Consider the following 23,827-nt stretch of genomic DNA (forward strand, 5'->3'; position numbering starts at 1 on the left):
CACCGCAGTCGCGGTGCTGAGAAGGAGGACATGTGGCTCGACCAGGCCAACGCGGGTCCGGTCGCGCGCGCACTGATCCGGGCACCCAGCGCCGCCGCGCCCCACAGCGCCCGGCCGAGCAGGGGATCATCCCGGTGCTCGCCGACGTCGCCCGCGAGGTCGACCGCGCGGTGCAGCGGCCGCCGACGCGCCCAGCGATGCGCACGAAGTTCCAGGTCGTCGCGCTGCTGGTGCGCGAGGAGCGGGCCCGGGTGAAGGCCGACACAGGCCTGACCACGGCGAAGCGTGCCGAGCAGCTCAAGCGGCTCGACGGGGTCGCGACGATGCTGGCCAGGACGGCCGCCAGGGACACCTCGCTGCTCGCGCTGCTGGCCGAGGACGCCAAGGTCTCCGACGCCGCGCACGCCTACAAGGCGACCCTGATGCGCGAGGGAGGGCTGGAGCCGCCGGAGGAGCCCGCTCCCGCGGCGCCTGCCGCGCCGGCGCCCGGCGTCGAGAACCGCGTGGTGCCGCGGTCGGTCATCGCGCGGCAGCTGTCGAACCCGTTCCTCGCCCCGGACTACGAGGCCGCGGCCCAGCGGACCGCTCCGCGGACCCATCGTCTGGCCGGCTGGGAGCTGCTCGAGCCGCTCTTCCGGTCCTTCGAGGTCGCCGCCACGGGTGCCCCCGCCTGCATGGCGCTGCCCGAGGCCCGGCCCGTGTCCGTCTCCGCGGGACGGGAGCTGATGCCCCACCAGGCGCGGGTCGTCACGGCCGCTGCCAACGGTCACCGCACGTTCCTGCTCGCCGACGAGCCAGGGCTCGGCAAGACCGCCCAGGCGCTGCTCGCCGCGCAGGCGGCCGACGCCTTCCCGCTGCTGGTCGTGGTGCCCAACGTGGTGAAGACCAACTGGGCGCACGAGGTCGGGATGTGGACGCCGTTCCGCAGGCCCACGGTGGTCCATGGCGACGGCGACCGGATGGACGGGTTCGCGGACGTCGTGATCGTGAACTACGAGCTCCTGGACCGGCACGTCGGCTGGCTCGGTGACCACGGGTTCCGCGGCATGGTCGTCGACGAGGCGCACTTCATCAAGAACAAGTCCTCGCAGCGCTCGAAGCACGTCCTGGCGATCTCCGAGCGGATCCGCGCCCGCACGGTCCGGCCGCTGCTGATGGCCCTCACGGGCACCCCGCTGATCAACGACATCGAGGACTTCCGGGCGATCTGGCAGTTCCTGGGCTGGATCGACGACACCAAGCCGCTGGGTGCGCTGATGGCCTCCCTCGAGGAGACCGGCCTCACGCCGGCCGACAGAGGGTTCTCCGCCGCCGCGCGGGCCAGTGTGATCGACATGGGCATCGTCCGTCGTCGCAAGATCGACGTGGTCGCCGACATCCCTGCACGCCGCGTGGCGGACCTGCCGGTCGAGCTCGACGGAGCGGTCGGCCGTTCGATCCGCGCCGCCGAGGCCGCCCTCGCGAACCGGCTGGTGGAGCGCTACCGGGCTGCTGTCGAGTGGCACACCAGCAGCGGGGCCGTGGTGGAGGGCATCGACGACCATCTCGTGCGCCGGGTCGCGGCCGCGGAGCTCAAGGACTCGAGCTCGCAGACCGGTGGCGAGAACGTGTTCACGATGGTCCGTCGAATCGGTCAGGCGAAGGCCGGGCTGGCTGCCGACTACGCCGCGCAGCTGGCCCGCAACGTCGGCAAGGTGGTGTTCTTCGCGAGGCACATCGACGTGATGGACCAGGCCGAGCAGACGTTCGCCGACCGCGGCATCAAGTACGCGTCGATCCGCGGCGACCAGACGACGAGGACGCGCAACAAGAACATCGCCGCGTTCACCGACGACCCCGAGGTGCAGATCGTCGTGTGCTCGCTGATGGCCGCCGGCGTCGGGCTGAACCTCCAGGTCGCCTCCAACCTGGTGCTGGCCGAGCTGTCCTGGACCGACGCCGAGCAGACGCAGGCGATCGACCGGATCCACCGGATCGGCCAGGACGAGCCCGTTACCGCGTGGCGGATCATCGCCGCGCAGACCATCGACGCCAAGATCGCCGAGCTGATCGACAGCAAGGCGGGGCTGGCGGCACGGGCGCTGGACGGTGCCGGGGACGAGGACGTGTCGTCCACGGACGTGCAGCTCGAAGCGCTGGTCGGGCTGCTCACCGACGCGCTCGCCGCGCAGGACGTGGGCTGAGCGCGAGGGTCCGACCGTGGGCTGACTGACGGTCCGGCCCTCGGCTGACGCGCGGGTCCACGCGCCCGACCAGGCTGGTGCGGTGATCGACCAGCGCGCTCCCGCCCTCCACCGTGCCGCGACCGTGGCACTCGTGCTCTACCTCGTCGTGCTCGCCGGCGCGGCCTTCCTGCCTCTGCCGTCCATGCAACTCGAGCGCGGCACCGGGCCCTCCTACGACCTGGCGCTGCGGCGGCCCGACCTGCTCGGCGGGTGGGAGGTGCAGCGCAACGTCCTCATGACCGTGCCGTTCGGCCTCCTGCTGCCGCTGGTCGTGCGGTGGCGGTACGAGGTGCTCGTGCTCGCGTGCGTCGTCGTGACGCTCGTGATCGAGACCGTCCAGCTGCTGGTGTCGGCGGCGGTCGGGTGGTCGTGGCGCGCGTTCGACGTCAACGACCTGCTGCTCAACACGATCGGCGGGCTGCTCGGGCTCGCCCTCGCGGCAACCGTGCTGGGAGTCGTGCGCCGCCCGTCGCTGCCGCCCGCCCGGCGGCTGGTGCCCGGTGGGCTGGCCGTGGCGCTCGTGGCGTGGGCGGTCGTCGCGACCGTGACCACACCGCCCGCGCGCGAGGTCGTGTACGCGTGCGACGAGTCGCCGGCCGGGGCGATCACCGTGCTGCCGGGCGGCGCCAGCGCGTACGCCGGCCGCGACGGGTCGGTGTGCCTGGTGGCCGACGGCGGCACGGCGTCGCTGCCGTACGACGCGGGGCCGGGGCCCGCGCTCACCTACCAGCAGCCCGACGGCACGTGGGAGGTCGGCACCGCGCAGCCCGGTGACGTGCTGACGGCGGGCGTCGGCGGTGACGTCGTGGACCTGCATGAGGTCGACGGGTCCGGCGTGCTGGTCTGGGCCGCGCGTCGGTAGCCGGACGAGACTGACGTCATGGCGAGCGGTCCTGACGGCGTCGTGGCGTTCCGGCTCTGGCCGCCTGTCGCGATCGGCGCGCCACTGCTCGCAGGCTGGCTGGCCACGCGGGCCTGGGGAGACCCGCTCGTCCTCGGCGGGTGGCGGACCCCGGTCGGCTGGGCGTTGGTCGTCCTCGTCGTCGCGTGGAACGGCTGGTCGTTGTGGCTGTTCGGCCGGCACGAGACGGGGCTGCTGCCGGGGCAGGCGACGCGCGCGATGATCGAGGAGGGTCCGTACCGGATCTCCCGCAACCCGTTGTACGTCGGCCTGCTCGTGCTCTACCTCGCCGTGGCGTTGCTGGTGCCGACGTTCTGGGGGCTCGTGCACTTCCCGGCGGCCGCGCTGCTTGTCCTCTGGGGCGCGATCCTTCCCGAGGAGCGCTTCCTGCACGAGCAGTTCGGTGCGCCGTACGACGACTACCGGCGGCGGGTGCCGCGCTGGCTGGGCATCGTCCGTCGGTGAGCGTCGATACGGTGGGCGTCGTGAAGCTTCTCCTCACCTCCGGCGGCGTCACCAACCCGAGCATCCGCGACGCGCTGGTCGGCCTGCTCGGCAAGCCGATCTCCGAGTCCACCGCCTTGTGCATCCCCACCGCGCAGTACGGGCACCCGTGGGTCGGTCCGGGCGTCAAGGCCTGGGAGTTCATCAGCGGGACCGCCGAGAACCCCATGGTCGATCTGGGCTGGAAGTCCGTCGGCGTGCTGGAGCTCACCGCGCTGCCCAGCATCGACGACGAGCGCTGGGTGCCGCTGGTCCGGGAGACGGACGTGCTGCTGGTGGCCGGCGGCGACGCCCTCTACCTGTGCCACTGGATGCGCGAGTCCGGGTTGGCCGACCTGATCCCGTCGCTGCGCGAGACCGTCTGGGTGGGGCTGAGTGCCGGGAGCATGGTGATGACCCCCCGGATCGGCGAGGACTTCGTGGGCTGGAAGCCGCCGACCGGCGACGACAGCACGCTGGGGCTCGTCGACTTCTCGATCTGCCCGCACCTGGCGCCCGACGGCATGCCGGGCAACTCGATGGCCGCCGCGGAGCGCTGGGCGGCCCGCGTCGGGGGTCCGGCGTACGCGATGGACGACGCGACGGCCATCACCGTGGTCGACGGCGCCGTCGAGGTCGTCTCGGAAGGGCACTGGAGGCACTTCCCGTCCTGAGCTCGTCCCGACGGTGACCTAGGTCCACCCCAGCGCGCCTTCGCCGAGGCCAGGCTGGTGGGCGTGATCACCAAGCAGGGCGCCGGCGCCCTCGAGAAGATCCGCACCGACAGGCTGACGATCCGGCGTTTCACCGCGACCGACGGCGACGCGCTCCACGCCTACCTGTCGCAACCGGAGGCTGTGCGCTTCGAGCCGTACGGCGTGCAGAGTCGCCTGCAGTGCCACGAGCTCGCGTTCGACCGCGAAGGCGACGAGTCGTTCTGGGCCGTCTGCCGCACCGGTGACGACCGGCTGATCGGCAACCTGTATCTGCACCGGGACGACCCGCACGCGTACACCCTGGGGTACGTCTTCGACCCCGGTCAGTGGGGTCAGGGCTACGCGACCGAGGCGGCCACCGCGCTGCTCGACGTCTGCTTCCGCAGCTGGGGCGCGCAGCGCGTGACCGCGCGGTGCAACCCCGACAACACCCGGTCGTGGCGCCTGCTCGAGCGGCTCGGGATGCGACGCGAGGGGCACATCACGCGGGCCGCGTCGTTCGCGACCGACGCCGACGGCACGCCGCTGTGGCACGACGCGTACGTGTACGCCGTGCTCGAGGACGAGTGGTCGGCCGGGTCAGCCGGCCGGTCCGTCGGTCGGTAGGGCGGCGAACGCCCTCTCGAACCAGCCGCCCGGCGGCACGTCGACCGGCGGCGGCTCGATGTGCCGATGCACCTGGTCCGGCTCGCGGGGCCACAGGACCTCGGCCTTGTCGGCCGCGGCCTGGAGCGCCGCGGCGTCCACCGTGAACCTCGACTCGTCGACGCCGAGGGCCAGGCAGGCGACCACGATCACCAGGTCCCCGGGCGGCGGCGCGGGGGTGAGCCAGAGGGTGCTCGACCACTCGCGACCGCCGCCACCGCCGCCCCGGTGGGTGAGCACCGGCTCGTCCGCGGCGGGCAGGCTGTTCCAGTCGTTGTACCCGCCGACGACGGCGCGACCGTCGGACAGCTCGACGCCGACGAGCAACCCCGCGTTGAACATCGCGTGCAGGTGATCAGGCTGCTCGGGGTCGAGGCGACGGCGGATTGCCAGGTCGATATGCAGCCCGTTGGTGTAGCGAGCGAGGCTGCCCAGCAGGATCGCGGTGTCGGCGGACCGCCCGATGACACCGCTCACGCCGACGACGCCGGGAGCCTCGTTGTCGGGAGGAGCGAACCGGGACCTCGCCTGCGAGAGGTCGTCGGCATCGTCGGAGAGCGCCATGGACGAGTGCATCGCCCGACCATGGGGGATGGCCGTCGCCCGCGTCAACGGCTCCGGAGGATCACAGCTCGCGCGCAAACCGTCGCACCCGCTCCGCCATCGCCTCCGGAACCTCGGCGACCGTGAAGTGGCCACCCTCGGGCAGCACCTCGAACACCCGCAGGTCCCGATAGAACCGACGCGCCACCGACTCCGGGTTGTCGTGCTCGTGTCGCTGGATGAAGACGGCGGCGGGCACCTCGACGGGCGGGATCACGGCGTCTTCCCCGTCGTAGTAGGTCCGGAACGACGTGGCGATGCTCTGCGTCACCCAGTACAGGGTCGCCTCGGTGAGGATCCGGTCGCGCGAGATGTGGCGCTCCACGAGAGTGGGGTCTCCGGCCGGGGTGTCGCTCCACTCGACGAGCTTCTCCGTGATCCACGCGAGGAGCCCGGCCGGCGAGTCGTTCAACCCGGCGGCGAGGGTGTCCGGCCGGGTGCCCTGGAGGTGCGCGTAGCCCGCCTGCTCGTACCAGCCCGCCGACATGCGGTCGTAGAACGCGCGCTCGGCCGGGTCGGTCGTCGCCTCGCGCTCGTCCTGGGACAGGAAGTGCGCGTGGGTGACGACGATCCCGGCGACCGCCTCGGGGTGCGTCGCGGCGATCAGGTCGCTCACGTTCGCGGTGGCGTCCTCGCCGTAGGTGAGGTAGCTGGAGTACCCGAGGACGTCCGTCATCAGCGCGTGCCCGAGCTCGGCGAGGCGCTGCTCGGTGGTCGGCTCGTCGAGGGCGGGAGAGAACGTGAAGCCGGGCAGGCTCATCACCACGACGTCGAGGTCCGGCAGCAGGTCGGCGAAGTCCAGCTGCAGCGCGAAGGTGTGCGGCCAGCCGTGCATCACCAGGAGCGCCGGAGCATCCGGGGTCGACGACCGCAGGTGGGCGAAGTGCAGCGTGGTGCCGTCGACGTCGGCGAGGAACTGCGGGTGCGCGTTCAGCCACGCCTCGCGGGCGCGCCAGTCGAAGGTCTGCCACGAGGAGACGAGCTCCCTCAGGTACGCCGCCGTCATGCCCGAGGCGGGCCGACGAGGGGAGTCGTCGAGGAAGCGCGTGCGAGACAGGCGGTCGCGCAGGTCGTCGAGAACCGGCTGAGGCACGTCGATCGTGAACGGTCGGACGGTCATTGGCTCACGGTAGGAGCGACCTCCGACATGCCCCCCGCCCTCAGCGGCCGAGCAGTTGCCTTGCCGATCAAGCCCGCTTCCGAGGCCGTCCGGATAGTCTTGACGGGTCACGGCTTATAGCCATCACCGGCGTCGCGCATATGAGGCAGACCCAGGTGCGGACTGGACTTGACCCAGCGCGCACCCCGCACGAAGTCATCCTCATGGCCGACTGCTCCAAGGTCCCGTACGCGAACCTCTACGACGCGGCGAAGGCACTCCAGTCCATCACCCACCACCGAGCGGCGCGTGGGCTGACTGGCCCCGTGGCTGTCCACTTCTGCGTCCCCTGTGGCGCGTGGCAACTGACCTCTCATCGCCCCGGCGGACGGCTCGCCCGTCGCTGGCAGAGAGTTGCCGAGTCGCTGCTGCGAGACGTCCCGCGCTGAGCGGCCGCATCGTCGCTCACCTTGCGGGGGCTCTACCCGGCGCCCGTCGCCGTGCTCTCGCGCGCCAGGACCTGGTGCGGTGCCGTGATCTCGACCGCGGGCGCGTCCGGGTCCGTGATCCGTGCGGTGATCCGCGCGACCGCCTGGCTCGCGATGAAGGGGGTGTCCAGCGACACGGTGCTCAGTGAGGGCCGGGAGAACCGCCCCTCCTCGATGTCGTCGACCCCGATGATGGCCACGTCCTGCGGCACGCGCAGCCCGGCGTCGACCACCGCCCCGACGGCCCCCTCGCGCTGGACGTGCACCTGTCCCACCACGGCTCGGCGCCGCTGGCAGGGCGGGTGCGAGCGGCGTGGTCGACGCCCGGCGGGCGGCCCGACGTCGAGCGGGCGTTCGCCGTGGAGTCGGAGCAGGTCAAGGCCGAACCGTTCGTGCTCTCCGGCGCGGTGCGGCTCGAGGTCCCTGCACCCGGAGACGTCCCGGCCGCGCGCCTGCACCTGTGGCTGGTCGACGACGCCGACGTGGTCCACGCCCGGACCTTCGTCGACGCGGCGCCGATCGAGGAGCCGAACAGGCAGGGCGCGCGTTCCTGAGCCAGCGTGGCTCAGAAGATCCAGCCGACGACCGTCACTGCGCCGACGACCACCAACCCGACAAGCATCAGGCCGACGATCGCGCAGCCGATCGCAGGCAGGTCCTCCCACCAGGGCCCGGCCACGTCGCGGCCGCGATCCGACCAGTCGAGCGTCTTGCGTGCGGTGGACTCCGCACGCGCGCGGACGTCGAGCAGTCTCTGCTGCGCGAGCTCGGTGGCCGCCTGCGCCTCAGGCCCGCGCCATCGGAGTCCGCGCATGATCCGGACCGGGTTGCGGCCGCAGGCGCGCTCGAACGCGTCGACCTCGGCGGGGTCGCGCTGTGCGCTGAGGTAGGACCAGCGCCCTGCCTCGACCCGATCTCCGTCACCCCGGTAGATCTCGGCGAGACGCTCACGGGCGTCGAGCGCGTGCGGCAGGCTCTCGACGACGCTCAGCAGGCGCCTGCGCGCCATCGCGACGTCGCCCTTGCGAAGGTCCTCGTCGACCCTCCCCAGGGTCCGCTCCACGGTCACGGTCGCGCCCGTGTGCCGGCGACCGCCGTCCGGCCGGTGAGGTAGTGGGTGCCGACCGACGCCATCGTCACCGCTCGACGCTCGTACCAGAGGGGCTGCTCGTACCAGCTGGCGTCCGGGTGCACCTCGTGGAGTCCCACCGCGCCGTGGCTGAGGCCGACGAACGTCCCGATCCAGGTCGCGGAGCGCTCCCGCTCCTTCTCGATACCGAGCAGCGGTGCGGTGGCTCCGAGCGTGCGGAGCATCCCCTTCGTGGAGTCGAGGTCGATGCCCCCCGGCGGCGGTGTGGGTGGCCACTCCGGCTGGGTGCGGGCGAAGGCGCTCGCAAAGGACCGGTCGCGGGTGACTCGCCGGACGTCGCGCAGCCGGATCGCCGCGTACCCGTCGAAGTAGCCGCCGTCCATCGTCTTCGCCACGAGGACCCACTTGTTCCCGATCCCGACGACGAAGCCGTAGAGCCGGTCGGCGTGACGGGGGCTCCGCTCGATCCGGACGAGCGACGTCGAGTCGGCCGCCGCGCTCAGCTTGCGCCGGATCGCCGTCGACGGGTGTCGGGTGACCTCGGGCCTGGACATGCCCGGGACCCTACAGATGCGAGGGTCGTCGGCGCCTGGACTTACTGGGCCACCGTCTGCCGCCGCACGATCTCGTTGATCCAGATCGGCGCGTACGGCGAGGTGCACCCGGGCGGCGTCGGGTAGTCCTTGAGCACCTCGAGCCGTTCACCGATCGCGAGTGCGCGAGCGCGGTACGCGGGGTGGTGGATCCCGATCCCGGCCAGGCACTCGTTCATCGCCCACTGCAGCCGGTCGGGCGCGTCCTTCATCTGCGCCTCGACGAGGTCGAGCAGCTGGTCCAGATCGAGCCCGTCGGGTGACTTGGCCACGCGGTCGCTGGTCAGTGCCCAGCCGGCGCTCGCCACCACCGGGTCCGGGTCGGCGAACCAGGCGGTGCGCAGCTCCTCGACGTGCGGGCTCTTCTTGACGGTGTAGCTGACCAGCCAGTCGTGCACCTTGGGGACGCGGGCCTCGCGGAGCATCGCGTCCAGCTCGGCGGCGGTGTAGAGCTTGGGGCGGCTGATGAGGATCGCGACGAGCCGCGCGGCGGTGTCGCCGGTCTTCCACAGCTCGCCGGCGAGGTCCTGCTGGATCTTGAGCTCCTTGGCGACCGCCCGCAGCCTGGTGAGGTTGACCCCGTGGTCGTCGCCGTGGCGCTCGTTCACCGCCCGGATCTTCGGGTCCTCCAACGCCGCGAGCTCGGCGAGCACGCCGCTGACTGTCGACTCCACGCGATCAGCGTAGGTCGTGGACAGCCCCGAGCGGTCGCCACGACACTGGAGCGCGTGGCCACCTTCACCGGGTCCGACGACCTGCAGGGCGCGCAGTTCCGCGGCGCGGACCTGAGTGGAGCCCGGTTCGTCGGCAGTGACCTGTCCGGCGTCGTGATGCGCGGGGTGGACGCGGCGGGTGTCGACATCGATGCTCCGTGGCTGCTCGAGGGCGACGGCGTGCTCCTGGTCAACGGGGTGAACGTGGTGCCGTTCGTGGAGGCCGAGCTCAACCGCCGGTTCCCCGGGCGGGCAGACCAGCGCGCCGCCGACCCGGCCGGTCTGCGGGCGGCCTGGGAGGTGCTGCAGCGCACCTGGGCGGCGACGCTCGCGCGGGTCGACGCGATGCCGGCCGGCTCGGTCGACGTGTCGGTGCACGGCGAGTGGTCGTTCGCGCAGACGCTGCGGCACCTGGTCATGGCCACGGACACCTGGCTGCGCAGGGCGATCCTGCAGGTCGACCAGCCGTACCACCCGATCGGTCAACCGAACACGGGGGACGGGGGCGACGGGCTGGACCTGTCGATCTTCGTCACCGAGCGGCCGTCGTACGGCGAGGTGCTCGCGGTCCGGGCGGAGCGCGTCGCGATGGTGCGTGACTTCCTCGCGACCGTCACGCCGCAGGAGCTGGCGGCGCCGCGCACGAACCCGTGGGCGCCGCAGTACCCGGAGACCGTCCTGTCGTGCCTGCACACGATCCTCGAGGAGGAGTGGGAGCACCACCGCTACGCCGTGCGCGACCTCGACACGATCCGGGCGGCATCCACCGACTGACGTATCTGGACCCTCCGGGCCCTCCCTTCCTCTACATCACGGCGCGTCGCCATGGCGCGTCAACCGGAAGGGACGGTCTTCTCATGGCACTCGGAAATCAGCTGTCGCCCACGCAGACGCTCGTGACGTTCTGCCTGTGGGCCCGGCGCAACGGCTACTCGGTCGGCGAGATGCACGGCTTCTCCGCCGTCCACCCCGTGCACACGCACGGCTCGTGGCACTTCGACAGCGATGGCGGCTTCGGCAAGGCGGCCGACATCAACAAGAACGGTCCCGACGAGCGCGAACAGCTCATCGCGGCCGTCGACCGGGCGCAGGAGCTCGGTCTCGGCGTCATCTACGCACGCGACGGCGTCAACGGGATCGCCGGCCAGCACAAGAACCACCTGCACGTGGACGTCGGACCGTTCAGCCACCTGGGGCAGAGCTCGTTCACGCCACGAGGCGGCGGTGACGTGCTGACGGAGGCGGTCCAGCGCGCGGTCCGTGCGGGCGCGGACCAGGTGTGGGGTGCGGACACCGACATGCGTGCCGAGGCGGTGAGGGCGGCCAGCAACCTGATGGGCGTCACCTTCCCGTTCGGCATCGAGTTCACGCAGCGCGTGGTCGGCGTCGGCGACGACGGCGTGTGGGGCAACCAGTCCCGCGCGGCTCACGACCAGACCACCGCGGCGATCCAGCGGGCGCTCGGCCGCGCGCCGACCGGCATCTGGGACCAGGCGCTGGTCAACGCGTACAGCCACGCGAGGAGCCTGCGGAACCGTGCCGGTTAGGCGCGGAGGGCATCACCACTGCGGGCGTCGGCGACCATCGCCGACGCCCGCAGCCGTGTCCGGCGTCCGAGATGCCCGGATCCCGGCGGTCCATGCTGTGACCTGCATCAATTAGCTTCGTCGGCGCGGGATCGTATCGATACGATCGGCGTGCGACGCGACCCGGAACCCCGACCCCCGCGGACGTACGACCCCCGCCCCTCCGTCTCAAGGTTCCGCTGTGCCCAAGGTCCTCACCGCCGGTCGCCCCTGGCGCGTCATCCTCCTGTTCGCCGTCCCCCTGCTCGTCGGCAACGTCGTCCAGCAGCTCTACCAGGCGGCCGACGCCGTCGTCGTCGGTCGCGTTCTCGGCGTCGACTCCCTGGCCGCCGTCGGCGCCACGGGCGCGCTGCTGTTCCTCCTGCTCGGCTTCGCGTGGGGCATGACGAACGGCTTCGCGATCCCGACCGCGCACGCGTTCGGCGCGGGGGACCACGCGGCGGTGCGCCGGTCGGTCGCGGCCGGCGCGGTCCTGTCGGCGGCGACGAGCGTGGTGCTCACCGTGGCGGCGCCCCTGCTCGCGGGTCCGGCGCTGCGGCTGATGCACACGCCCGAGGAGCTGCTGCCGGAGGCGACGACCTTCGCGGTCATCAGCTTCCTCGGCGCCAGCACGATGATGTTCTTCAACTTCCTGTCGGCGGTCATCCGGGCCATCGGCGACTCGCGCACGCCCCTGATCTTCCTCACGCTCAGCTGCGTGCTGAACGTCGTCCTGGTGGTCGGCGCGGTGGCCGGCCTCGGCATGGGCGTGGCCGGTGCGGCGGCGTCGACGATCCTCTCGCAGGGGGTCTCGGTGGCCCTCTGCCTCGAGTTCGTGCGGCGACGGGTCCCGGTCCTGCACGTGCAGCGTGCCGACTGGCGGGTGAGCGGCGCCGAGCTGCGCAAGCACCTGCGGCTCGGCCTGCCCATGGGGTTCCAGGCGTCGATCATCGCGATCGGCACGCTCGCCGTGCAGGTGCGCCTGAACGCGCTGGGGTCCGACGCGGTCGCCGCGTACACGACGGCCGCGCGGGTGGACGGGCTCGCGGTCGCCCTGCTGTCGTCGCTCGGCATCGCGATGTCGATGTTCGTCGCGCAGAACCTGGGCGCCGGCCGGCCGGACCGCATCCGGGAGGGCGTCGTGCAGGGCATGTGGATCTCGGTCGTCGGCTCGGCGGTCCTCGGCGTCGTGCTCGTGGCCGGGGGTGCCGCGATCATCGGCGTCTTCGTCGGCGAGGGGGAGCAGCGTGTGGTCGACATGGCCGCGCACTACCTCCTGGTCAACGGGGTGCTCTACGTGGTCCTGGGCGTGCTGTTCGTGCTGCGTGGTTCGCTGCAGGGCCTCGGACAGACGGTGGTCCCGACGATGACCGGCGTGATCGAGCTGGTCTGCCGCGTCGGCGCCGCGGGCGTGCTCGGGGCGGCCTACGGGTACAGCGGCGTGGTCTGGGGCAACCCGCTGGCGTGGATCGGGGCGGTCGTCCTGCTGGTGCCCGCCTACGCGGCCGCGCAGCGCCGGCTCGCCGCCGGCGACCTGTCGGTGGTGCGGGGCGCCGGGGCACCGCGGCGGATCACGCGCGTGCGCCGCCGCGGCGTGCCGGCACGCGTCCGGAGCCGGGTCCGTTCGCACTGACCCGACCCGCACCTCGTACGATCCGCTGAGGAGAGAGGTGATGTCGCGTGTCGGCCCATCCGGTCCAGGTGCCTGAGCAGCGCCTCCCGCTCAGCCGCGAGCGCGTGCTGCGCACGGCGGTCGCGATCGCCGACGAGCACGGGATCGACGCGGTCACCATGCGCCGGGTCGGCGAGGTGCTGGGCGCCGAGGCGATGTCGCTCTACCACCACGTCGCCAGCAAGTCGGACCTGCTGGACGGCGCGGTCGACCTGGTGGTCGCCGAGATCAACGAGGCCGTCGACGCCCTGGATCGCGGCGACGACTGGAAGGCCGCCGTGCGTGCCCGGATCCTCACCGCCCGCGGGGTGCTGCTCCGGCACCGCTGGGCCCCGCGCGTGCTGGAGTCGGGCTCGGCGGTGAGCCCGAACGTGGTGCGCTACCACGACCGGCTCGTCGGCGTCCTGCACGAGGGCGGTCTGTCCTACGACCTCATCCACCACGCGCTGCACGCCCTCGGCAGCCGCGCGCTCGGCTTCTCCCAGGAGCTGTTCGACCCCGGCGCCGGCGAGTCCGCCGCGCCCGTGCCGGCCCACCTCGCCGCCGACCTCCCGTTCCTCACCGCGATGCTGGCGGAGGTCGCGCACGACGACCCGGACTCGACCATCGGCTGGTGCGACGACCGGACGGAGTTCGAGTTCGGGCTGGACCTGCTGCTCGACGGTCTGGAGCGTCGGCGCGCGGGGTCTTGACCAACCTTACGTTGTAAGACAGTCTTCCCTTACGACGTAAGGAGGACCGTCATGAAGGCGATCGTGCAGAGCCGCTACGGCTCCCCGGACATGCTCACTCTCGAGGACGTCGACCAGCCGGCGCCCGCGGCCGACGAGGTCCTCGTCCGCGTGCGCGCGGCGTCACTGAACGCCCGCGACTGGCACCTCATGCGGGGCGACCCGTACATCGCACGGCTGTCCCCGGAGTTCGGCCGACGAGGACCGAAGGAGCCGATCCGCGGCTCCGACTTCGCCGGCACCGTCGAGGCGGTCGGCCGGGACGTCACCGGCCTGCGGGTCGGCGACGAGGTGTACGGGGAGTCGGACGGAGCGCTCGCGGAGTACGTGAGCGCCCCCGAGCGGCTCGTGGCGCGCAAGCCGGCGAACCTCACGTTCGACCAGGCCGCGGCCGTCCCCCTGGCGGCGACGACCGCCCTGCAGGGGCTCCAGGGGTTGGTCCAGCCCGGTCGGAGCGTGCTGATCAACGGCGCGTCCGGGGGCGTCGGGACGTTCGCGGTGCAGCTGGCGCACGGGTGGGGCGCGGAGGTGACAGCCGTGTGCAGCACCCGCAACGTGGACCTCGCCCGGTCGCTCGGCGCGGCGCACGTGGTCGACTACACCCGCGACGACGCGTTCCGCGGCGACCGCAGGTACGACGTCGTCCTCGACCTCGTCGGCAACCGCTCCCTGCGCGACCTGCGCCGGGCGCTGACGTCCGACGGGACCCTCGTCCTGTCCGGCGGCGGCGTGTTCGAGGGGGGCTCGGTCCTCGGCCCGATCGTCCTGCTGCTGCGGAGCCGGCTGGCGGCACCGTTCGCGCGGCCGCAGAGGATCGTCTCCCTGTCGACCAGGCCCGGCGCCGAGCACCTCGACACCCTGCGCGAGCTGGCGGAGGCCGGGACGATCACGCCCGCCATCGACCGGACGTACCCGCTGCCCGCCGCGGCGGACGCCCTGCGGTACCTCGAGAGCGACCACGCACGGGCGAAGGTGGTCATCACGATGTAGCCCGTCGCGGCGACGGTCCCTATCGTGAGTACGTGAACCCGCTGAGCAGACGTGTGCGCGACGCGCGGCAGAAGGCCGGGCTGAGCCAGGGCGAGCTCGCGCGCCGGGCGGGCGTGCACCCCACCTACATCTCCCACGTCGAGCGCGACCGCCGCACCCTCGGCGAGGACGCCCTGGCGCGGGTGGCCGACGTGCTGGGCGTGTCCGTGGCATTCCTGCTCGACGGCGAGGAGGCACCCGAGTACCGCTCCGCCGAGGGGGCGCTCGTCGAGGCACGCCGGCTGTCCCGCATGGGCGAGGCGAGCCAGGCCGCCGACGCGCTCGCGCAGGTGCAGCTGTCCGGTCTCGACGTGGACACCGCCGCGCGCGTCGGGCTCGCGCACGCGGAGGCCCTCGACCTGGCGGGCGACCTGGAGGCATCCGTCGAGGCCCTGGAGGGCGTCTGCGCGCAGCTGATGGAGGCGCACCGGTACACCCAGGCCGCCTACGCGGCGATGCGGATCGTCATGGCGCTGACCGAGTTCGCGGACCTGCACCGGGCCGTCGCACGTGGGGAGGCCCTGCTGGCGCAGCTGCCCGAGTCGGTGGCCGGCACCGACGAGGTGGTGCGCCTCGAGTCGACGATCATCTGGGCCTACATCGCCCGGGGGGACACCACGTACGCGCGCTACCGCGGCCGGCAGCTGCTCGAGCACACGCGCCGGCACGGCTCGGCGCGTGCGGTGTCGTCGGTGCACTGGAACCTGGCCTTCGTCGACGACGCCCTGGGGGAGCCGGACGCCGCGCTGGCGCAGCTCGAGTCGGCGATCTCGCTCGCGGGTGCCGACGAGATCGACCGCGACCTGCCGCGCCTCCGGCTCGACCGGGCGCTGCTGCTCGTCTCCGTGGACCCGCCGCGGCCGGCCGAGGCGCTCGCCGACCTCGACGCCGCGCAGACCGCGCTCGAGGTGGGGGAGTCGCAGATCGAGCTGGCCCGCGCCGACTCGGTCCGGTCCCGCGCGTGGTTGCTGCTGGAGGACCCGGTGCGGGCCCAGCAGTACGCCAAGCAGTCGGTCGACCTGCTCCGCGAGGGTGTGCGTCGCGACGCCGCGTCCGCGCACGAGGCCCTGGGCGACGCGATGCTCGCGCAGAGCGCCCGCACCGAGGCCGTCAAGCAGTACCGCTCCGCCGCCGAGCTGCTGGACATGATCTCGTCGGGACGGTCCGCCGCGGTGCTCTGGCGCCGCATCGGCGATCGCCTCCGCGTGGCCGGCGACGAGGACGAGCGCGTGGTCGAGGCGTACGGCCGAGCGCTCGCTGCGGCTGGCATCCGCGGGGTCCTCCCGCCGCCCAGACGGGTCTGAACCCGGCCTCCAGCCGATGTCTACCCCCCCGCTGTCCTGCGTCATTGCGGTCCAGACACGGGGTAGGGACCATTCCAGGTGTACGGGACAGCCCCGTACGTCCTCGGGAAGGCACCCTCATGAAGAAGCTCAGCATCGCCCTGGCCATCGCCCTCGCCGCATTCGCGGGGGTCGCAGGCGCCACGGGCTCGTCCGCCGACGCCCCCGTCACCGCTCAGCCGTGCTGCAAGGGCACGTTCTGACACCACCGCCAGGACGCGTCGCCGCACCCGCCCTCTGATGCGGCGGCGCGAGAGGTACGACACGCACTCGGGAAGGTCTCTCATGAAGAAGCGCAGCATCGCCCTGACCCTCGTCCTCGCCGTCGCCGCCCTCACGGGTGGTGTCGCCGGAGCAGCCACGCCGCACGCGGCCGGCGTCTCCGTGCTCGCTCAGCCGTGCTGCAAGGGTGGCTCGTGACCAGCGGAACCTGAGGCCTCCGACGCCTCCACCACGGTGCGGTGACGCCCACGCGCGTCACACGGACCGGTGGGCGCCACCTCGCGCCCACCGGGGTGCATCTCAGGGTCTTCCCAGGTTGGCAGATCCACCCGCGGGATTCACCCGCACGGGCGGCCTGGACGTTTGACCAGCACCGTATTCGTGCCGCACACTCGTCATGACGGTGCGCATCGCCTGCCCCCTGCGCGGTGCGCACCGTCTTCGCGTCCGGAGAGCGGGACGGGTCCCCTGACCCGTCCCGCTCTCTGTGTGTCCGGGTCGGGCGCCTACGGCGCGCCATGCCCGAGATCACGCGGCAGCGCGGTTAGCGTTCCAGCGTGACCGTCCCCGTGCGCGCCTCCGGCCCGGGACCCGACCAGGCTCCTGAGACCGGCGCAGACCCAGCCGACCGCCCGGTGCTCGTCGAGCCCCCCACGCCTGCCGAGCTCCTCGAAGGAGCGGTCGCCACCTGGCGCGCCTCTCTGGTCGAGGCCGCAGGTGGGTCGACGCTCGTCGACGTCGAGCTGCTCGGCGACGCCGCGCTCGACCTGTCCGCCGCGCACCCGTCGGGCATCTCGCAGCTGTTCGCCGGCCGCGAGACGCGCCTGTCCAACCTCATCCGCGAGGGGTCGGCCCTGTCGACCGCCCGCCGCCGCGCCCGCGCGGTCAGCGCGCGCGCCGCGGTCTACGCGCAGCGCTACGGGATCGCGCCCACGTCGCTGGCCATCGGCGTCGCCACCTGGACCGAGCGCACCACGCCGGACATCGCCAGCGACGACGTCGCCGCCCTCGCCTCGGTGACGCGCCAGCGGTCGGGGGAGGGCGAGCAGCACGACGCCGCCGCCCCGCGCACCGTCCGCGCACCCGTCCTCCTGCGGCCCGTCACCCTGCGCGCCCGCGGCTCGGGCGAGAGTGACTACGAGCTGGCCCTCGAGCCGTCGCTCGAGGTGAACCCGGTGCTCGCACGGGCCCTGCGGGCACGAGGCGCGCTGCTCGACCCGGGCGCGGTCGCACGCGGCACGTTCACGTCGAACGGGTTCGACCCGCGCGGGGCGCTCCAGCGGCTCACGTCGCTGGGGGAGGCCGTGCTCGACGACTTCTCCCTGAGCGAGCGCGTCGTCGTCGGCACCTTCGTCCACCCCGGCCAGATCCTGGTGGACGACCTGGACAACCTGTCCGGCACGCTCGAGCGCCACGAGGTCGTCTCCGCGCTCGCAGGGGTCGAGGAGTCCCGGACGCGGCTGCGCCGGGTGCTGCCCGTCCCGGTCCGCGGCGACCGGGACCCCGGGCACGAGCGCGGTGTCGGGGACCTCGACCCCGCGCAGCAGCACGTTCTGGACGTGGTGGCCACGGGCACGCACCTGTTCGTCGACGCCCCCGCCGGCGCGGACGTCACGGGCACGCTCGCCGCGCTCGTCGCGGATGCCGCCGCGAGCGGTCGCACCGTCCTGTACGTGCCGGGGCACCGCCGAGCGGCCACCGCACTCGCCGACCGGCTGGGTGCGCTGGGCCTGGGCGACCTGCTGCTCGACGTCGCACCCGATGCGGGGTGGCGGTCCGCGATCGCGCGACGCCTGCTCGGCGCGATGACGCTCGAGGCGCCCGCGGTCGACGCGCACGGGGTCGTGGCCCTGCGCGGCGAGCTCGTCGCCACGCGGGAACGCCTTCGGGCGTACGTGGACGCCCTGCACGCCGAGCGTGCCCCCTGGGGCGTCTCGGCGTACGACGCGCTGCAACAGCTCGCCCGGCTGACCTCCACGCGCCCGACTCCCAAGACGACCGTGCGGCTGTCGCCGGACGTGGCCCGGGTGCTCGACGCGGAGCGCCGCGCCGACCTCACGGCCGACCTGGTGCGCGCGGGTGAGCTGGGCGCGTTCCGCCTGCGGCCCACGGACACCCCCTGGTACGGCGCCGACCTGCGCACGCGTGCCGACGCCGACAACGTCGTCCGCCGGCTGGCTCGCGTGCTCGACTCCACCCTCCCGTCGCTCGTCGAGCGCACGGCGCAGGTGGCCGCCGAGACCGGTCTGACGCAGGCGACCACCGTCGTGGCGTGGGCCGAGCAGCTGACCATGCTCGACGGCGTCCGCGCAGCGCTCGACGTGTTCCAGCCGATCGTGTTCGAGCGCACCGCCGCCGACCTCGTCGCCGCCACGGCCACCAAGGAGTGGCGGGCCGAGCGCGGGATGGAGATGGGCTACTGGCTCCGCCGCCGGCTGCGCAAGCAGTCGAAGGACATGGTCCGCCCCGGCCGCCCGGTGGCCGACCTGCACGCCGGGTTGCTGGAGGTCCAGGCGCAGCGGGAGATCTGGCAGGCGCACTGCCCGTCCGGCGGCTGGCCGCGGCTGCCCGACGGCCTCGAGCACATCGAGGAGGAGTTCGCCGCGGTGCGCGCCGACCTCGACGCGCTCGACGAGGTGCTCGCGACGACCCCCGGCGGAGCCGGCCTGTCCAGCCTGCCGTTCGCGGCGCTGACCGAGCGCCTCACGCGGCTGCGCTCCGACACCGACGCCCTCTCCGACCTGCCCGACCGGACCGGTCTCCTGCACCGCCTGCGCTCGGCCGGCCTCGGCGCGCTCGTCGACGACCTGGCGACCCGCCGCATCGACCCCGCGCTCGCCCCGGCGGAGCTCGACCTGGCCTGGTGGAGCACCGTCATCGAGCAGATCCTCTCCGAGGACCCCGCGCTGGCCGGGTACGACGGCACCGCGCTCGGCGCGATGTCCGCGCAGTACGCGACGCTCGACCGCGCGCACGTGAAGAGCCTGTCCGGACCGGTGCTCGGCGCGGTCGTCGGTCACGTCTCGCACGCGCTGCGCCAGCACCGCGAGCAGGCCGAGGCGCTCTTCGCGGACCTGGTGGAGGATCGGCTCACGTCGCTGCGCGACACGGTGGTGCGCCACCCCGAGGTGGCGAGGCGGCTGCGGCCGGTCATCGCAGCGAGCCCCATGCTGGTCCCGCAGGTGCTGCCGCCGACACGCACGGTCGACCTGGTGGTCATCGACTCCGCCGCGCACCTGCCCGTCGAGGTCGCGCTCGCCGCGGTCGCGCGCGGGCGGCAGGTGGTCGTCGTCGGCGACGCCCGGTGCGCCTCCGGCTCCGCGGTCCGTGAGCTGGCCGACGTGCTGCCGTCGGTGGCGCTGCGCGCCGACACGTCCCGCCGGGACCCCTACCTCACGGCGTTCCTCGCGGCCCACGGCTACGCCGGCGTGCTCCGCGCGACGCCCCTGCCGCAGTACCGGCCGCTGGTCGGCCTCGACCTGGTGGACGGCACGGGCATGCCCGACCGCGACACCGGGTCGGTGGACTCGACGCGCGAGGAGGTCGAGCACGTCGTCGAGCTGGTGCTCACGCACGCGCTGCTGCGTCCGGACGAGTCGCTCGCGGTCATCACCGCCACCTCCACCCACGCCGAGGCCGTGCGCGAGGCGGTCCTGTCCGAGGTCCGCGGCAACCCGGCGCTCGCCGCGTTCTTCGACTCCGGCCGAGTCGACCCGTTCGTGGTCACCGACCTGCCCAACGTGGCCGGTCTGCGCCGCGAGGCGATCATCCTGTCGCTCGGTCTGGGGCGGACCCCCCACCGCCGGGTGCTGCACACGTTCGGGCCGATCTCCGCGCCCGGCGGCGACGCCCTGCTGCTCGACGCACTGGGCTCCACGCGGCACCGGCTGACCGTCGTCGCGTGCTTCGGCGCCGACGACCTCGACGCCGAGCGGCTGCGCGGTCCGGGCCCGCGGCTGCTGGCCGACCTGCTGGCGTTCGCCGCCCGCCGCGGTGCCGGCCAGGACGTCACCGACCTGGTCACGCCGCCCGAGCCCACCGACCCGCTGCTGCGGAGCCTGGCGGCCGCGACGGCTGCCGCGGACGCGGCCCTCGCCGCCGCGGCCGAGCCCGACCGCCTGCTGCTCGATCTCGCCGAGCGCCTCTGGAAGCACGGGCTGCTGGTCGAGGCCGACCACGGCATCCCCGGCGGCGACCGGATCCCGCTGGTGGTCGGCCACCCGGACCTGCCGGGCGAGATGCTGGTCGCCGTCCTCACCGACGACGCCGAGTACACCGCCGAGCGCAGCGTCCGTGTCCGCGACCGACTCACCGCCGACCGCCTCGAGCGCGTGGGCTGGAGCGTCATCCGCGTCTGGTCCGCGGCCGCGTTCATGGACCCGCAGGCCGAGGTGGACCGCATCCGCCGGGCCGTGCACGCGCGCGTCCCCGCCCCGGCCGCGCCGCGCAGCGCACCGCTCCAGCTGGGGCTGCTCGACGAGGCAGACGACGCCGAGGAGCTGCCGACGCCCGAGTCCTCTGCTGCTCGGGCGGCAGCGCGGGCATCCGCCCACCCGGACGAGCCGCGTCCTGCGACGGGCGTGTGGTCCACGGTCCAGGTCATCGAGGCCGCCGACGCGGAGCCTGCCGCTCCCGCTGCGCCTGCTGGGCCTGCTGACAGCGGAGCCGGGACCGTCTCCGAGGTCGCCGACGAGCCAGGTGAGGACTCGCAACCGCCCAGCCGTGCCCGCCAGCTCGCGCTCGCGGTGCCCACACGTCAGCGGCCCGACGTGCGACGCGGTCTGCCGATCGGCGCCTACAGCGACGACCAGCTGGACGAGCTGGTGACGTGGTTGCAGTCCGACGAGCAGGAGCGGACGCGTGAGCAGCTCGCCGCGGCCCTCCGGGACGAGCTGGGCATCACGCGCCGGTCGTACCGGATCGACACCGCGGTGCGCAGCGCGATCACCCGGGCGATGCGCTGACCGACCGGGGTGGGATCATCGGGGCGTGACCGCGTCCGAGAATCCTGCACGTCGCCCACGCCGGGCGGTCCGTCACGCCGGCACGGTCGGCGGCGACGACGCGAACCTCGTGTCCACCCACCCCGCGCCCTCTGACGAGCCGCCCGCCCCGGCACGTCCGCCGGCACCTGCGCCCGAGCCGGTGGTCGCGCGGCGGAGCGTCGACGACTCTGACGTCGGCTGGGGCGACCGCGAGACCGGCTCGAACGACGACCGGCTGAGCCAGGACAAGCCACCGCACTGGTAGCGCGCGCGTGTCGGACCCGTGCGGGAGGATCGCCGAGCCGACCAGATGCACCCACGAAGGAGAAGTCGATGGCCGAGGTCCTGCTGTTCCACCACGCCCAGGGTCTGACGCCCGGCGTCCAGGAGTTCGCGGAGACGCTGCGTGCCGCCGGGCACACCGTGCACGTCCCGGACCTGTTCGACGGCCACGTGTTCGACGACCTCGAGGCGGGGCTCGCGTACGCCGGCGAGGTCGGGTTCGGCACCGTGATGGGCCGCGGCCAGCAGACGGTGGACACGCTGCCCGCCGAGCTGGTCTACGCGGGGTTCTCCCTCGGGGTGCTGCCCGCGCAGATGCTGGCCCAGACGCGCCCCGGAGCTCGGGGGGCGTTGTTCTACCACTCGTGCGTGCCGACGGCGGAGTTCGACAGCCCGTGGCCGGCGGGTGTTCCGGTGCAGATCCACGGGATGGACGCCGACCCGTTCTTCGCGGGCGAGGGGGACATCGACGCGGCTCGCGCGCTGGTGAAGGAGACCGACCAGGCCGAGCTCTTCGTCTATCCCGGCGACCAGCACCTCTTCGCGGACAGCAGCCTGTCCTCGTACGACCCCGCGGCGGCGCAGCTGCTCACCGAGCGCACCCTCGCGTTCCTCGCCGCGCTCCGGTAGGAACGCGCACGCCCCGGGTGATGCTCACCCGGGGCGTTCGCGACGGTCAGCTCAGGCGGTCGGCGGGATCGACGGCGGCGGCGTGGTCGGACGCGTTGCTGCGCCGGTGCCCGCGTCGTTGACGATCGCCGGGGTGAGGTTGCGGGCCAGCAGGTCGCGGATCTCCTGCAGGACCAGGATGTCCTCGGCCGGCGCCTCGGGCTCGGCCTCCTCGCCACGCTTGCGACGTGCGGCCAGGGCGTTCATCGGCACGACGATGAAGAAGTACACGGCGGCGGCCGTGAACAGGAACAGGATGAGCGCCTGCAGGATCAGTCCGAACGAGAAGACCGCGTTGTTGATCTCGAAGGTCCAGACCGCGCTCAGGTCCGTCTGGCCGAGGATGGCCGCGATCAGCGGCCCGATGAACCCGGCCACCAGCGCCGCGACCACCTGGCCGAACGCGGCACCGATCACGACGCCGACGGCCAGCTCGATCGCGTTACCGCGCGAGATGAAGTCCTTGAATCCTTGGAGCATCGTCACGGTTCCCTTCGGTCGGTGGCCGCCTTCTGCAGCCACTGAGGAGAGTCGTCAGTGGGGGTTCTGTCGTGCTCCGTCGGCGGCACGCGCCCGGAGTGCACGATCATGGCACGACGACCGCGGACAGCAAGGCGGAAGCGGCCGCTCCCGCGAGAGCGGGTGCCTCGGTCGGGGAGACGGCGAGCAGGACCGGGACGGAGGCGTCGCCGGAGCCGCCCAGACCCAGCGCACCGCCGGGGCCGTCCTGGCGGGCGACCGGCAGGACGAGCGCCCTCGTCGCCACCACCCCGCCCGGGCCGCCCTCGGGAGTTGCTGCGAGCACGTCCACCCGGACGCCGGGCGACAGGAGCCCCGCGACCGCAGGGTCGGCGAACCTGACCGTCGCCACCACGGTGCCGGGCGGTCCGCGCACCTCGTCGTCGGCCAGCAGACCGGAGAGCACGGGGACACCGACCGCGAGCGGGACGGCGGCGGCGGAGCCGACCACGTCCGCAGGGTCCGCAACCGCTCCGTCGGGGGCGACGGACCGGGGGAACCGGCTGACGCGGACGTCGGCGCTGGTCAGCGTGGTCCCGGCCGGGATCTCTCGCGCCGCGACGACCACCGCGGACGTCGGTGGGTCCGGCGGGCGCAGTGACTGCGCCGTGCAGGCGGCGGCGACGCCCAGGAGAGCCGCGGCGACCGCGAACCGGGCTCGCCACAGGGCGGACCGCAACGTCACCTGCCACGGGCGGCGACGGTGGGGGAGCGGCGGCGGGCGACCGGCGAGCAGGTGGGGGTGCATGACGGCCGACGGTAGAGCGGCCGCGGGCGCGGAAGGCTCAGCACGGCGACGGTGTGGAGAGCGCCAGCGAGCCCGGGGCTGCGGGCGGCTCGACAGACGAGATCGGCGCCCCCACCCGCAGGTGACGGCGCCGAGGCTCAGGAGGAGTCGGTCAGGCGGAGGCGGCGGGCTTCGCTGCCGGCGCGGGCGTCGAGGACGTCGAGGAGTCCGACGACGAGGACGACGCCGCCGCGGCGGGGCTCGGCGTGCTCGCGGCCGGGCTCAGGGCCGACGACTTCGCACCGGCGCGCGCGTCGTTGCGGTAGAAGCCGGAGCCCTTGAACACGACACCGACCGAGGAGAACACCTTGCGCAGGCGTCCGTCGCACTCGGGGCAGACGCTCAGCGAGTCGTCGCTGAACGACTGCACCGTCTCGAAGGCATGACCGCATGCCGTGCAGGCGTAGGCGTAGGTGGGCACTGAAGTTCTCCTGGCAGCTCATCGAGCGGGTCTGACGGTCTGGCAC

General features: G+C 73.3%; 26 protein-coding genes. 17 read left to right on the forward strand and 9 right to left on the reverse strand.

Annotated features, from left to right (window positions below; all coding sequences use genetic code 11):
- Positions 1 to 32: 32 nt before the first annotated feature.
- From AC1DXT_RS04335 to AC1DXT_RS04355, 5 genes are all read left to right on the forward strand, one after another.
- Entirely contained in the window at positions 33 to 2,183 is a 2,151-nt protein-coding gene (locus tag AC1DXT_RS04335; RefSeq protein ID WP_477060125.1) for a DEAD/DEAH box helicase, read from the forward strand.
- A gap of 82 nt (positions 2,184 to 2,265) precedes the next feature.
- Positions 2,266 to 3,087: a VanZ family protein gene (locus tag AC1DXT_RS04340; protein ID WP_477060126.1), complete on the forward strand. Its 822-nt coding sequence runs from the start codon at positions 2,266 to 2,268 to the stop codon at positions 3,085 to 3,087.
- An 18-nt stretch (positions 3,088 to 3,105) separates the two neighbouring features.
- On the forward strand, positions 3,106 to 3,591 hold the full coding sequence (locus AC1DXT_RS04345) for a methyltransferase family protein (RefSeq protein ID WP_477060127.1): 486 nt from the start codon (positions 3,106 to 3,108) through the stop codon (positions 3,589 to 3,591).
- Between the two features lie 20 nt (positions 3,592 to 3,611).
- Positions 3,612 to 4,283 carry a Type 1 glutamine amidotransferase-like domain-containing protein gene (locus AC1DXT_RS04350; RefSeq protein ID WP_477060128.1) on the forward strand — a complete coding sequence of 224 codons (672 nt, stop codon included), beginning with the start codon at positions 3,612 to 3,614 and terminating at the stop codon, positions 4,281 to 4,283.
- A gap of 63 nt (positions 4,284 to 4,346) precedes the next feature.
- Positions 4,347 to 4,931 carry a GNAT family N-acetyltransferase gene (locus tag AC1DXT_RS04355; protein ID WP_477060129.1) on the forward strand — a complete coding sequence of 195 codons (585 nt, stop codon included), beginning with the start codon at positions 4,347 to 4,349 and terminating at the stop codon, positions 4,929 to 4,931.
- On the opposite strand, the gene AC1DXT_RS04360 is transcribed toward AC1DXT_RS04355, so the two are convergent.
- From AC1DXT_RS04360 to AC1DXT_RS04370, 3 genes are all read right to left on the reverse strand, one after another.
- On the reverse strand, positions 4,905 to 5,546 hold the full coding sequence (locus AC1DXT_RS04360; protein WP_477060130.1) for a hypothetical protein: 642 nt from the start codon (positions 5,544 to 5,546) through the stop codon (positions 4,905 to 4,907). The two genes, AC1DXT_RS04355 and AC1DXT_RS04360, sit on opposite strands and share 27 nt — an antisense overlap.
- 49 nt (positions 5,547 to 5,595) lie before the next feature.
- Entirely contained in the window at positions 5,596 to 6,693 is a 1,098-nt protein-coding gene (locus tag AC1DXT_RS04365) for an epoxide hydrolase family protein (RefSeq protein ID WP_477060131.1), read from the reverse strand.
- A 460-nt stretch (positions 6,694 to 7,153) separates the two neighbouring features.
- Positions 7,154 to 7,426, reverse strand: coding sequence for a substrate-binding domain-containing protein (locus tag AC1DXT_RS04370; RefSeq protein ID WP_477060132.1), 273 nt, complete (start codon positions 7,424 to 7,426; stop codon positions 7,154 to 7,156).
- Here AC1DXT_RS04370 and AC1DXT_RS04375 point away from each other — a divergent pair.
- A complete protein-coding gene (locus AC1DXT_RS04375; RefSeq protein ID WP_477060133.1) occupies positions 7,421 to 7,714 on the forward strand; it encodes a hypothetical protein in 294 nt (97 codons plus the stop codon). The two genes, AC1DXT_RS04370 and AC1DXT_RS04375, sit on opposite strands and share 6 nt — an antisense overlap.
- An 11-nt stretch (positions 7,715 to 7,725) precedes the next feature.
- Here AC1DXT_RS04375 and AC1DXT_RS04380 read toward each other — a convergent pair whose 3' ends face one another.
- From AC1DXT_RS04380 to AC1DXT_RS04390, 3 genes are read right to left on the reverse strand one after another with little or no spacing between them, the layout of a single operon-like run.
- On the reverse strand, positions 7,726 to 8,229 hold the full coding sequence (locus AC1DXT_RS04380; protein ID WP_477060134.1) for a DUF6584 family protein: 504 nt from the start codon (positions 8,227 to 8,229) through the stop codon (positions 7,726 to 7,728).
- Complete coding sequence (locus tag AC1DXT_RS04385; protein ID WP_477060135.1) at positions 8,226 to 8,804, reverse strand: hypothetical protein; 579 nt, start codon at positions 8,802 to 8,804, stop codon at positions 8,226 to 8,228. The genes AC1DXT_RS04380 and AC1DXT_RS04385 overlap by 4 nt, the downstream gene beginning before the upstream one ends.
- 41 nt (positions 8,805 to 8,845) lie before the next feature.
- Positions 8,846 to 9,517 carry a DNA alkylation repair protein gene (locus AC1DXT_RS04390; RefSeq protein ID WP_477060136.1) on the reverse strand — a complete coding sequence of 224 codons (672 nt, stop codon included), beginning with the start codon at positions 9,515 to 9,517 and terminating at the stop codon, positions 8,846 to 8,848.
- A 54-nt stretch (positions 9,518 to 9,571) separates the two neighbouring features.
- Between AC1DXT_RS04390 and AC1DXT_RS04395 the strand changes: the two genes are divergently transcribed.
- The 11 genes from AC1DXT_RS04395 to AC1DXT_RS04445 all read left to right on the forward strand — a co-directional run bounded on the left by AC1DXT_RS04395 (position 9,572) and on the right by AC1DXT_RS04445 (position 22,015).
- Positions 9,572 to 10,330 (forward strand): DinB family protein, encoded by a 759-nt coding sequence (locus AC1DXT_RS04395; RefSeq protein WP_477060137.1) that lies wholly within the window; start codon positions 9,572 to 9,574, stop codon positions 10,328 to 10,330.
- 83 nt (positions 10,331 to 10,413) lie between these two features.
- Positions 10,414 to 11,103 (forward strand): hypothetical protein, encoded by a 690-nt coding sequence (locus AC1DXT_RS04400; RefSeq protein WP_477060138.1) that lies wholly within the window; start codon positions 10,414 to 10,416, stop codon positions 11,101 to 11,103.
- Positions 11,104 to 11,323: 220 nt separating this feature from the next.
- Positions 11,324 to 12,754: an MATE family efflux transporter gene (locus AC1DXT_RS04405; RefSeq protein ID WP_477060139.1), complete on the forward strand. Its 1,431-nt coding sequence runs from the start codon at positions 11,324 to 11,326 to the stop codon at positions 12,752 to 12,754.
- 47 nt (positions 12,755 to 12,801) lie between these two features.
- Positions 12,802 to 13,485 carry a TetR/AcrR family transcriptional regulator gene (locus AC1DXT_RS04410; RefSeq protein ID WP_477060140.1) on the forward strand — a complete coding sequence of 228 codons (684 nt, stop codon included), beginning with the start codon at positions 12,802 to 12,804 and terminating at the stop codon, positions 13,483 to 13,485.
- Between the two features lie 51 nt (positions 13,486 to 13,536).
- Positions 13,537 to 14,514 carry an NAD(P)-dependent alcohol dehydrogenase gene (locus AC1DXT_RS04415; protein WP_477060141.1) on the forward strand — a complete coding sequence of 326 codons (978 nt, stop codon included), beginning with the start codon at positions 13,537 to 13,539 and terminating at the stop codon, positions 14,512 to 14,514.
- Between the two features lie 32 nt (positions 14,515 to 14,546).
- A complete protein-coding gene (locus AC1DXT_RS04420; protein ID WP_477060142.1) occupies positions 14,547 to 15,857 on the forward strand; it encodes a helix-turn-helix domain-containing protein in 1,311 nt (436 codons plus the stop codon).
- 119 nt (positions 15,858 to 15,976) lie between these two features.
- Positions 15,977 to 16,099, forward strand: coding sequence for a hypothetical protein (locus AC1DXT_RS04425; protein ID WP_255355454.1), 123 nt, complete (start codon positions 15,977 to 15,979; stop codon positions 16,097 to 16,099).
- A gap of 82 nt (positions 16,100 to 16,181) precedes the next feature.
- The gene (locus AC1DXT_RS04430) at positions 16,182 to 16,316 is read left to right on the forward strand and encodes a hypothetical protein (RefSeq protein ID WP_477060143.1); all 135 of its coding nucleotides are present in this window, start codon (positions 16,182 to 16,184) and stop codon (positions 16,314 to 16,316) included.
- A gap of 359 nt (positions 16,317 to 16,675) precedes the next feature.
- A complete protein-coding gene (locus AC1DXT_RS04435) occupies positions 16,676 to 21,082 on the forward strand; it encodes a hypothetical protein (RefSeq protein WP_477060144.1) in 4,407 nt (1,468 codons plus the stop codon).
- Positions 21,083 to 21,107: 25 nt separating this feature from the next.
- Positions 21,108 to 21,368 carry a hypothetical protein gene (locus AC1DXT_RS04440; RefSeq protein WP_477060145.1) on the forward strand — a complete coding sequence of 87 codons (261 nt, stop codon included), beginning with the start codon at positions 21,108 to 21,110 and terminating at the stop codon, positions 21,366 to 21,368.
- Positions 21,369 to 21,436: 68 nt separating this feature from the next.
- Positions 21,437 to 22,015, forward strand: a complete 579-nt coding sequence (locus tag AC1DXT_RS04445) for a dienelactone hydrolase family protein (RefSeq protein ID WP_477060146.1) — start codon at positions 21,437 to 21,439, stop codon at positions 22,013 to 22,015.
- Between the two features lie 51 nt (positions 22,016 to 22,066).
- Here AC1DXT_RS04445 and mscL read toward each other — a convergent pair whose 3' ends face one another.
- The 3 genes from mscL to AC1DXT_RS04460 form a co-directional block, all read right to left on the reverse strand.
- On the reverse strand, positions 22,067 to 22,534 hold the full coding sequence (gene mscL, locus AC1DXT_RS04450) for a large conductance mechanosensitive channel protein MscL (RefSeq protein ID WP_477060147.1): 468 nt from the start codon (positions 22,532 to 22,534) through the stop codon (positions 22,067 to 22,069).
- Between the two features lie 106 nt (positions 22,535 to 22,640).
- Positions 22,641 to 23,321 (reverse strand): Flp pilus assembly protein CpaB, encoded by a 681-nt coding sequence (cpaB, locus tag AC1DXT_RS04455; RefSeq protein WP_477060148.1) that lies wholly within the window; start codon positions 23,319 to 23,321, stop codon positions 22,641 to 22,643.
- 151 nt (positions 23,322 to 23,472) lie between these two features.
- The gene (locus tag AC1DXT_RS04460; RefSeq protein WP_477060149.1) at positions 23,473 to 23,781 is read right to left on the reverse strand and encodes an FmdB family zinc ribbon protein; all 309 of its coding nucleotides are present in this window, start codon (positions 23,779 to 23,781) and stop codon (positions 23,473 to 23,475) included.
- Between the last annotated feature and the right edge of the window lie 46 nt (positions 23,782 to 23,827).

The organism is Cellulomonas sp. P1_G12_2 (genome assembly GCF_056405535.1).

Coding starts and splice junctions, on each gene's coding strand:
- AC1DXT_RS04415 (WP_477060141.1), top strand. CDS start 13,537: ATGAAGGCGATCGTGCAGAGCCGCTACGGCTCCCCGGACATGCTCACT.
- AC1DXT_RS04400 (WP_477060138.1), top strand. CDS start 10,414: ATGGCACTCGGAAATCAGCTGTCGCCCACGCAGACGCTCGTGACGTTC.
- AC1DXT_RS04360 (WP_477060130.1), bottom strand. CDS start 5,546: ATGCACTCGTCCATGGCGCTCTCCGACGATGCCGACGACCTCTCGCAG.
- AC1DXT_RS04365 (WP_477060131.1), bottom strand. CDS start 6,693: ATGACCGTCCGACCGTTCACGATCGACGTGCCTCAGCCGGTTCTCGAC.
- mscL (WP_477060147.1), bottom strand. CDS start 22,534: ATGCTCCAAGGATTCAAGGACTTCATCTCGCGCGGTAACGCGATCGAG.
- AC1DXT_RS04445 (WP_477060146.1), top strand. CDS start 21,437: ATGGCCGAGGTCCTGCTGTTCCACCACGCCCAGGGTCTGACGCCCGGC.
- AC1DXT_RS04425 (WP_255355454.1), top strand. CDS start 15,977: ATGAAGAAGCTCAGCATCGCCCTGGCCATCGCCCTCGCCGCATTCGCG.
- AC1DXT_RS04345 (WP_477060127.1), top strand. CDS start 3,106: ATGGCGAGCGGTCCTGACGGCGTCGTGGCGTTCCGGCTCTGGCCGCCT.
- cpaB (WP_477060148.1), bottom strand. CDS start 23,321: ATGCACCCCCACCTGCTCGCCGGTCGCCCGCCGCCGCTCCCCCACCGT.
- AC1DXT_RS04430 (WP_477060143.1), top strand. CDS start 16,182: ATGAAGAAGCGCAGCATCGCCCTGACCCTCGTCCTCGCCGTCGCCGCC.
- AC1DXT_RS04385 (WP_477060135.1), bottom strand. CDS start 8,804: ATGTCCAGGCCCGAGGTCACCCGACACCCGTCGACGGCGATCCGGCGC.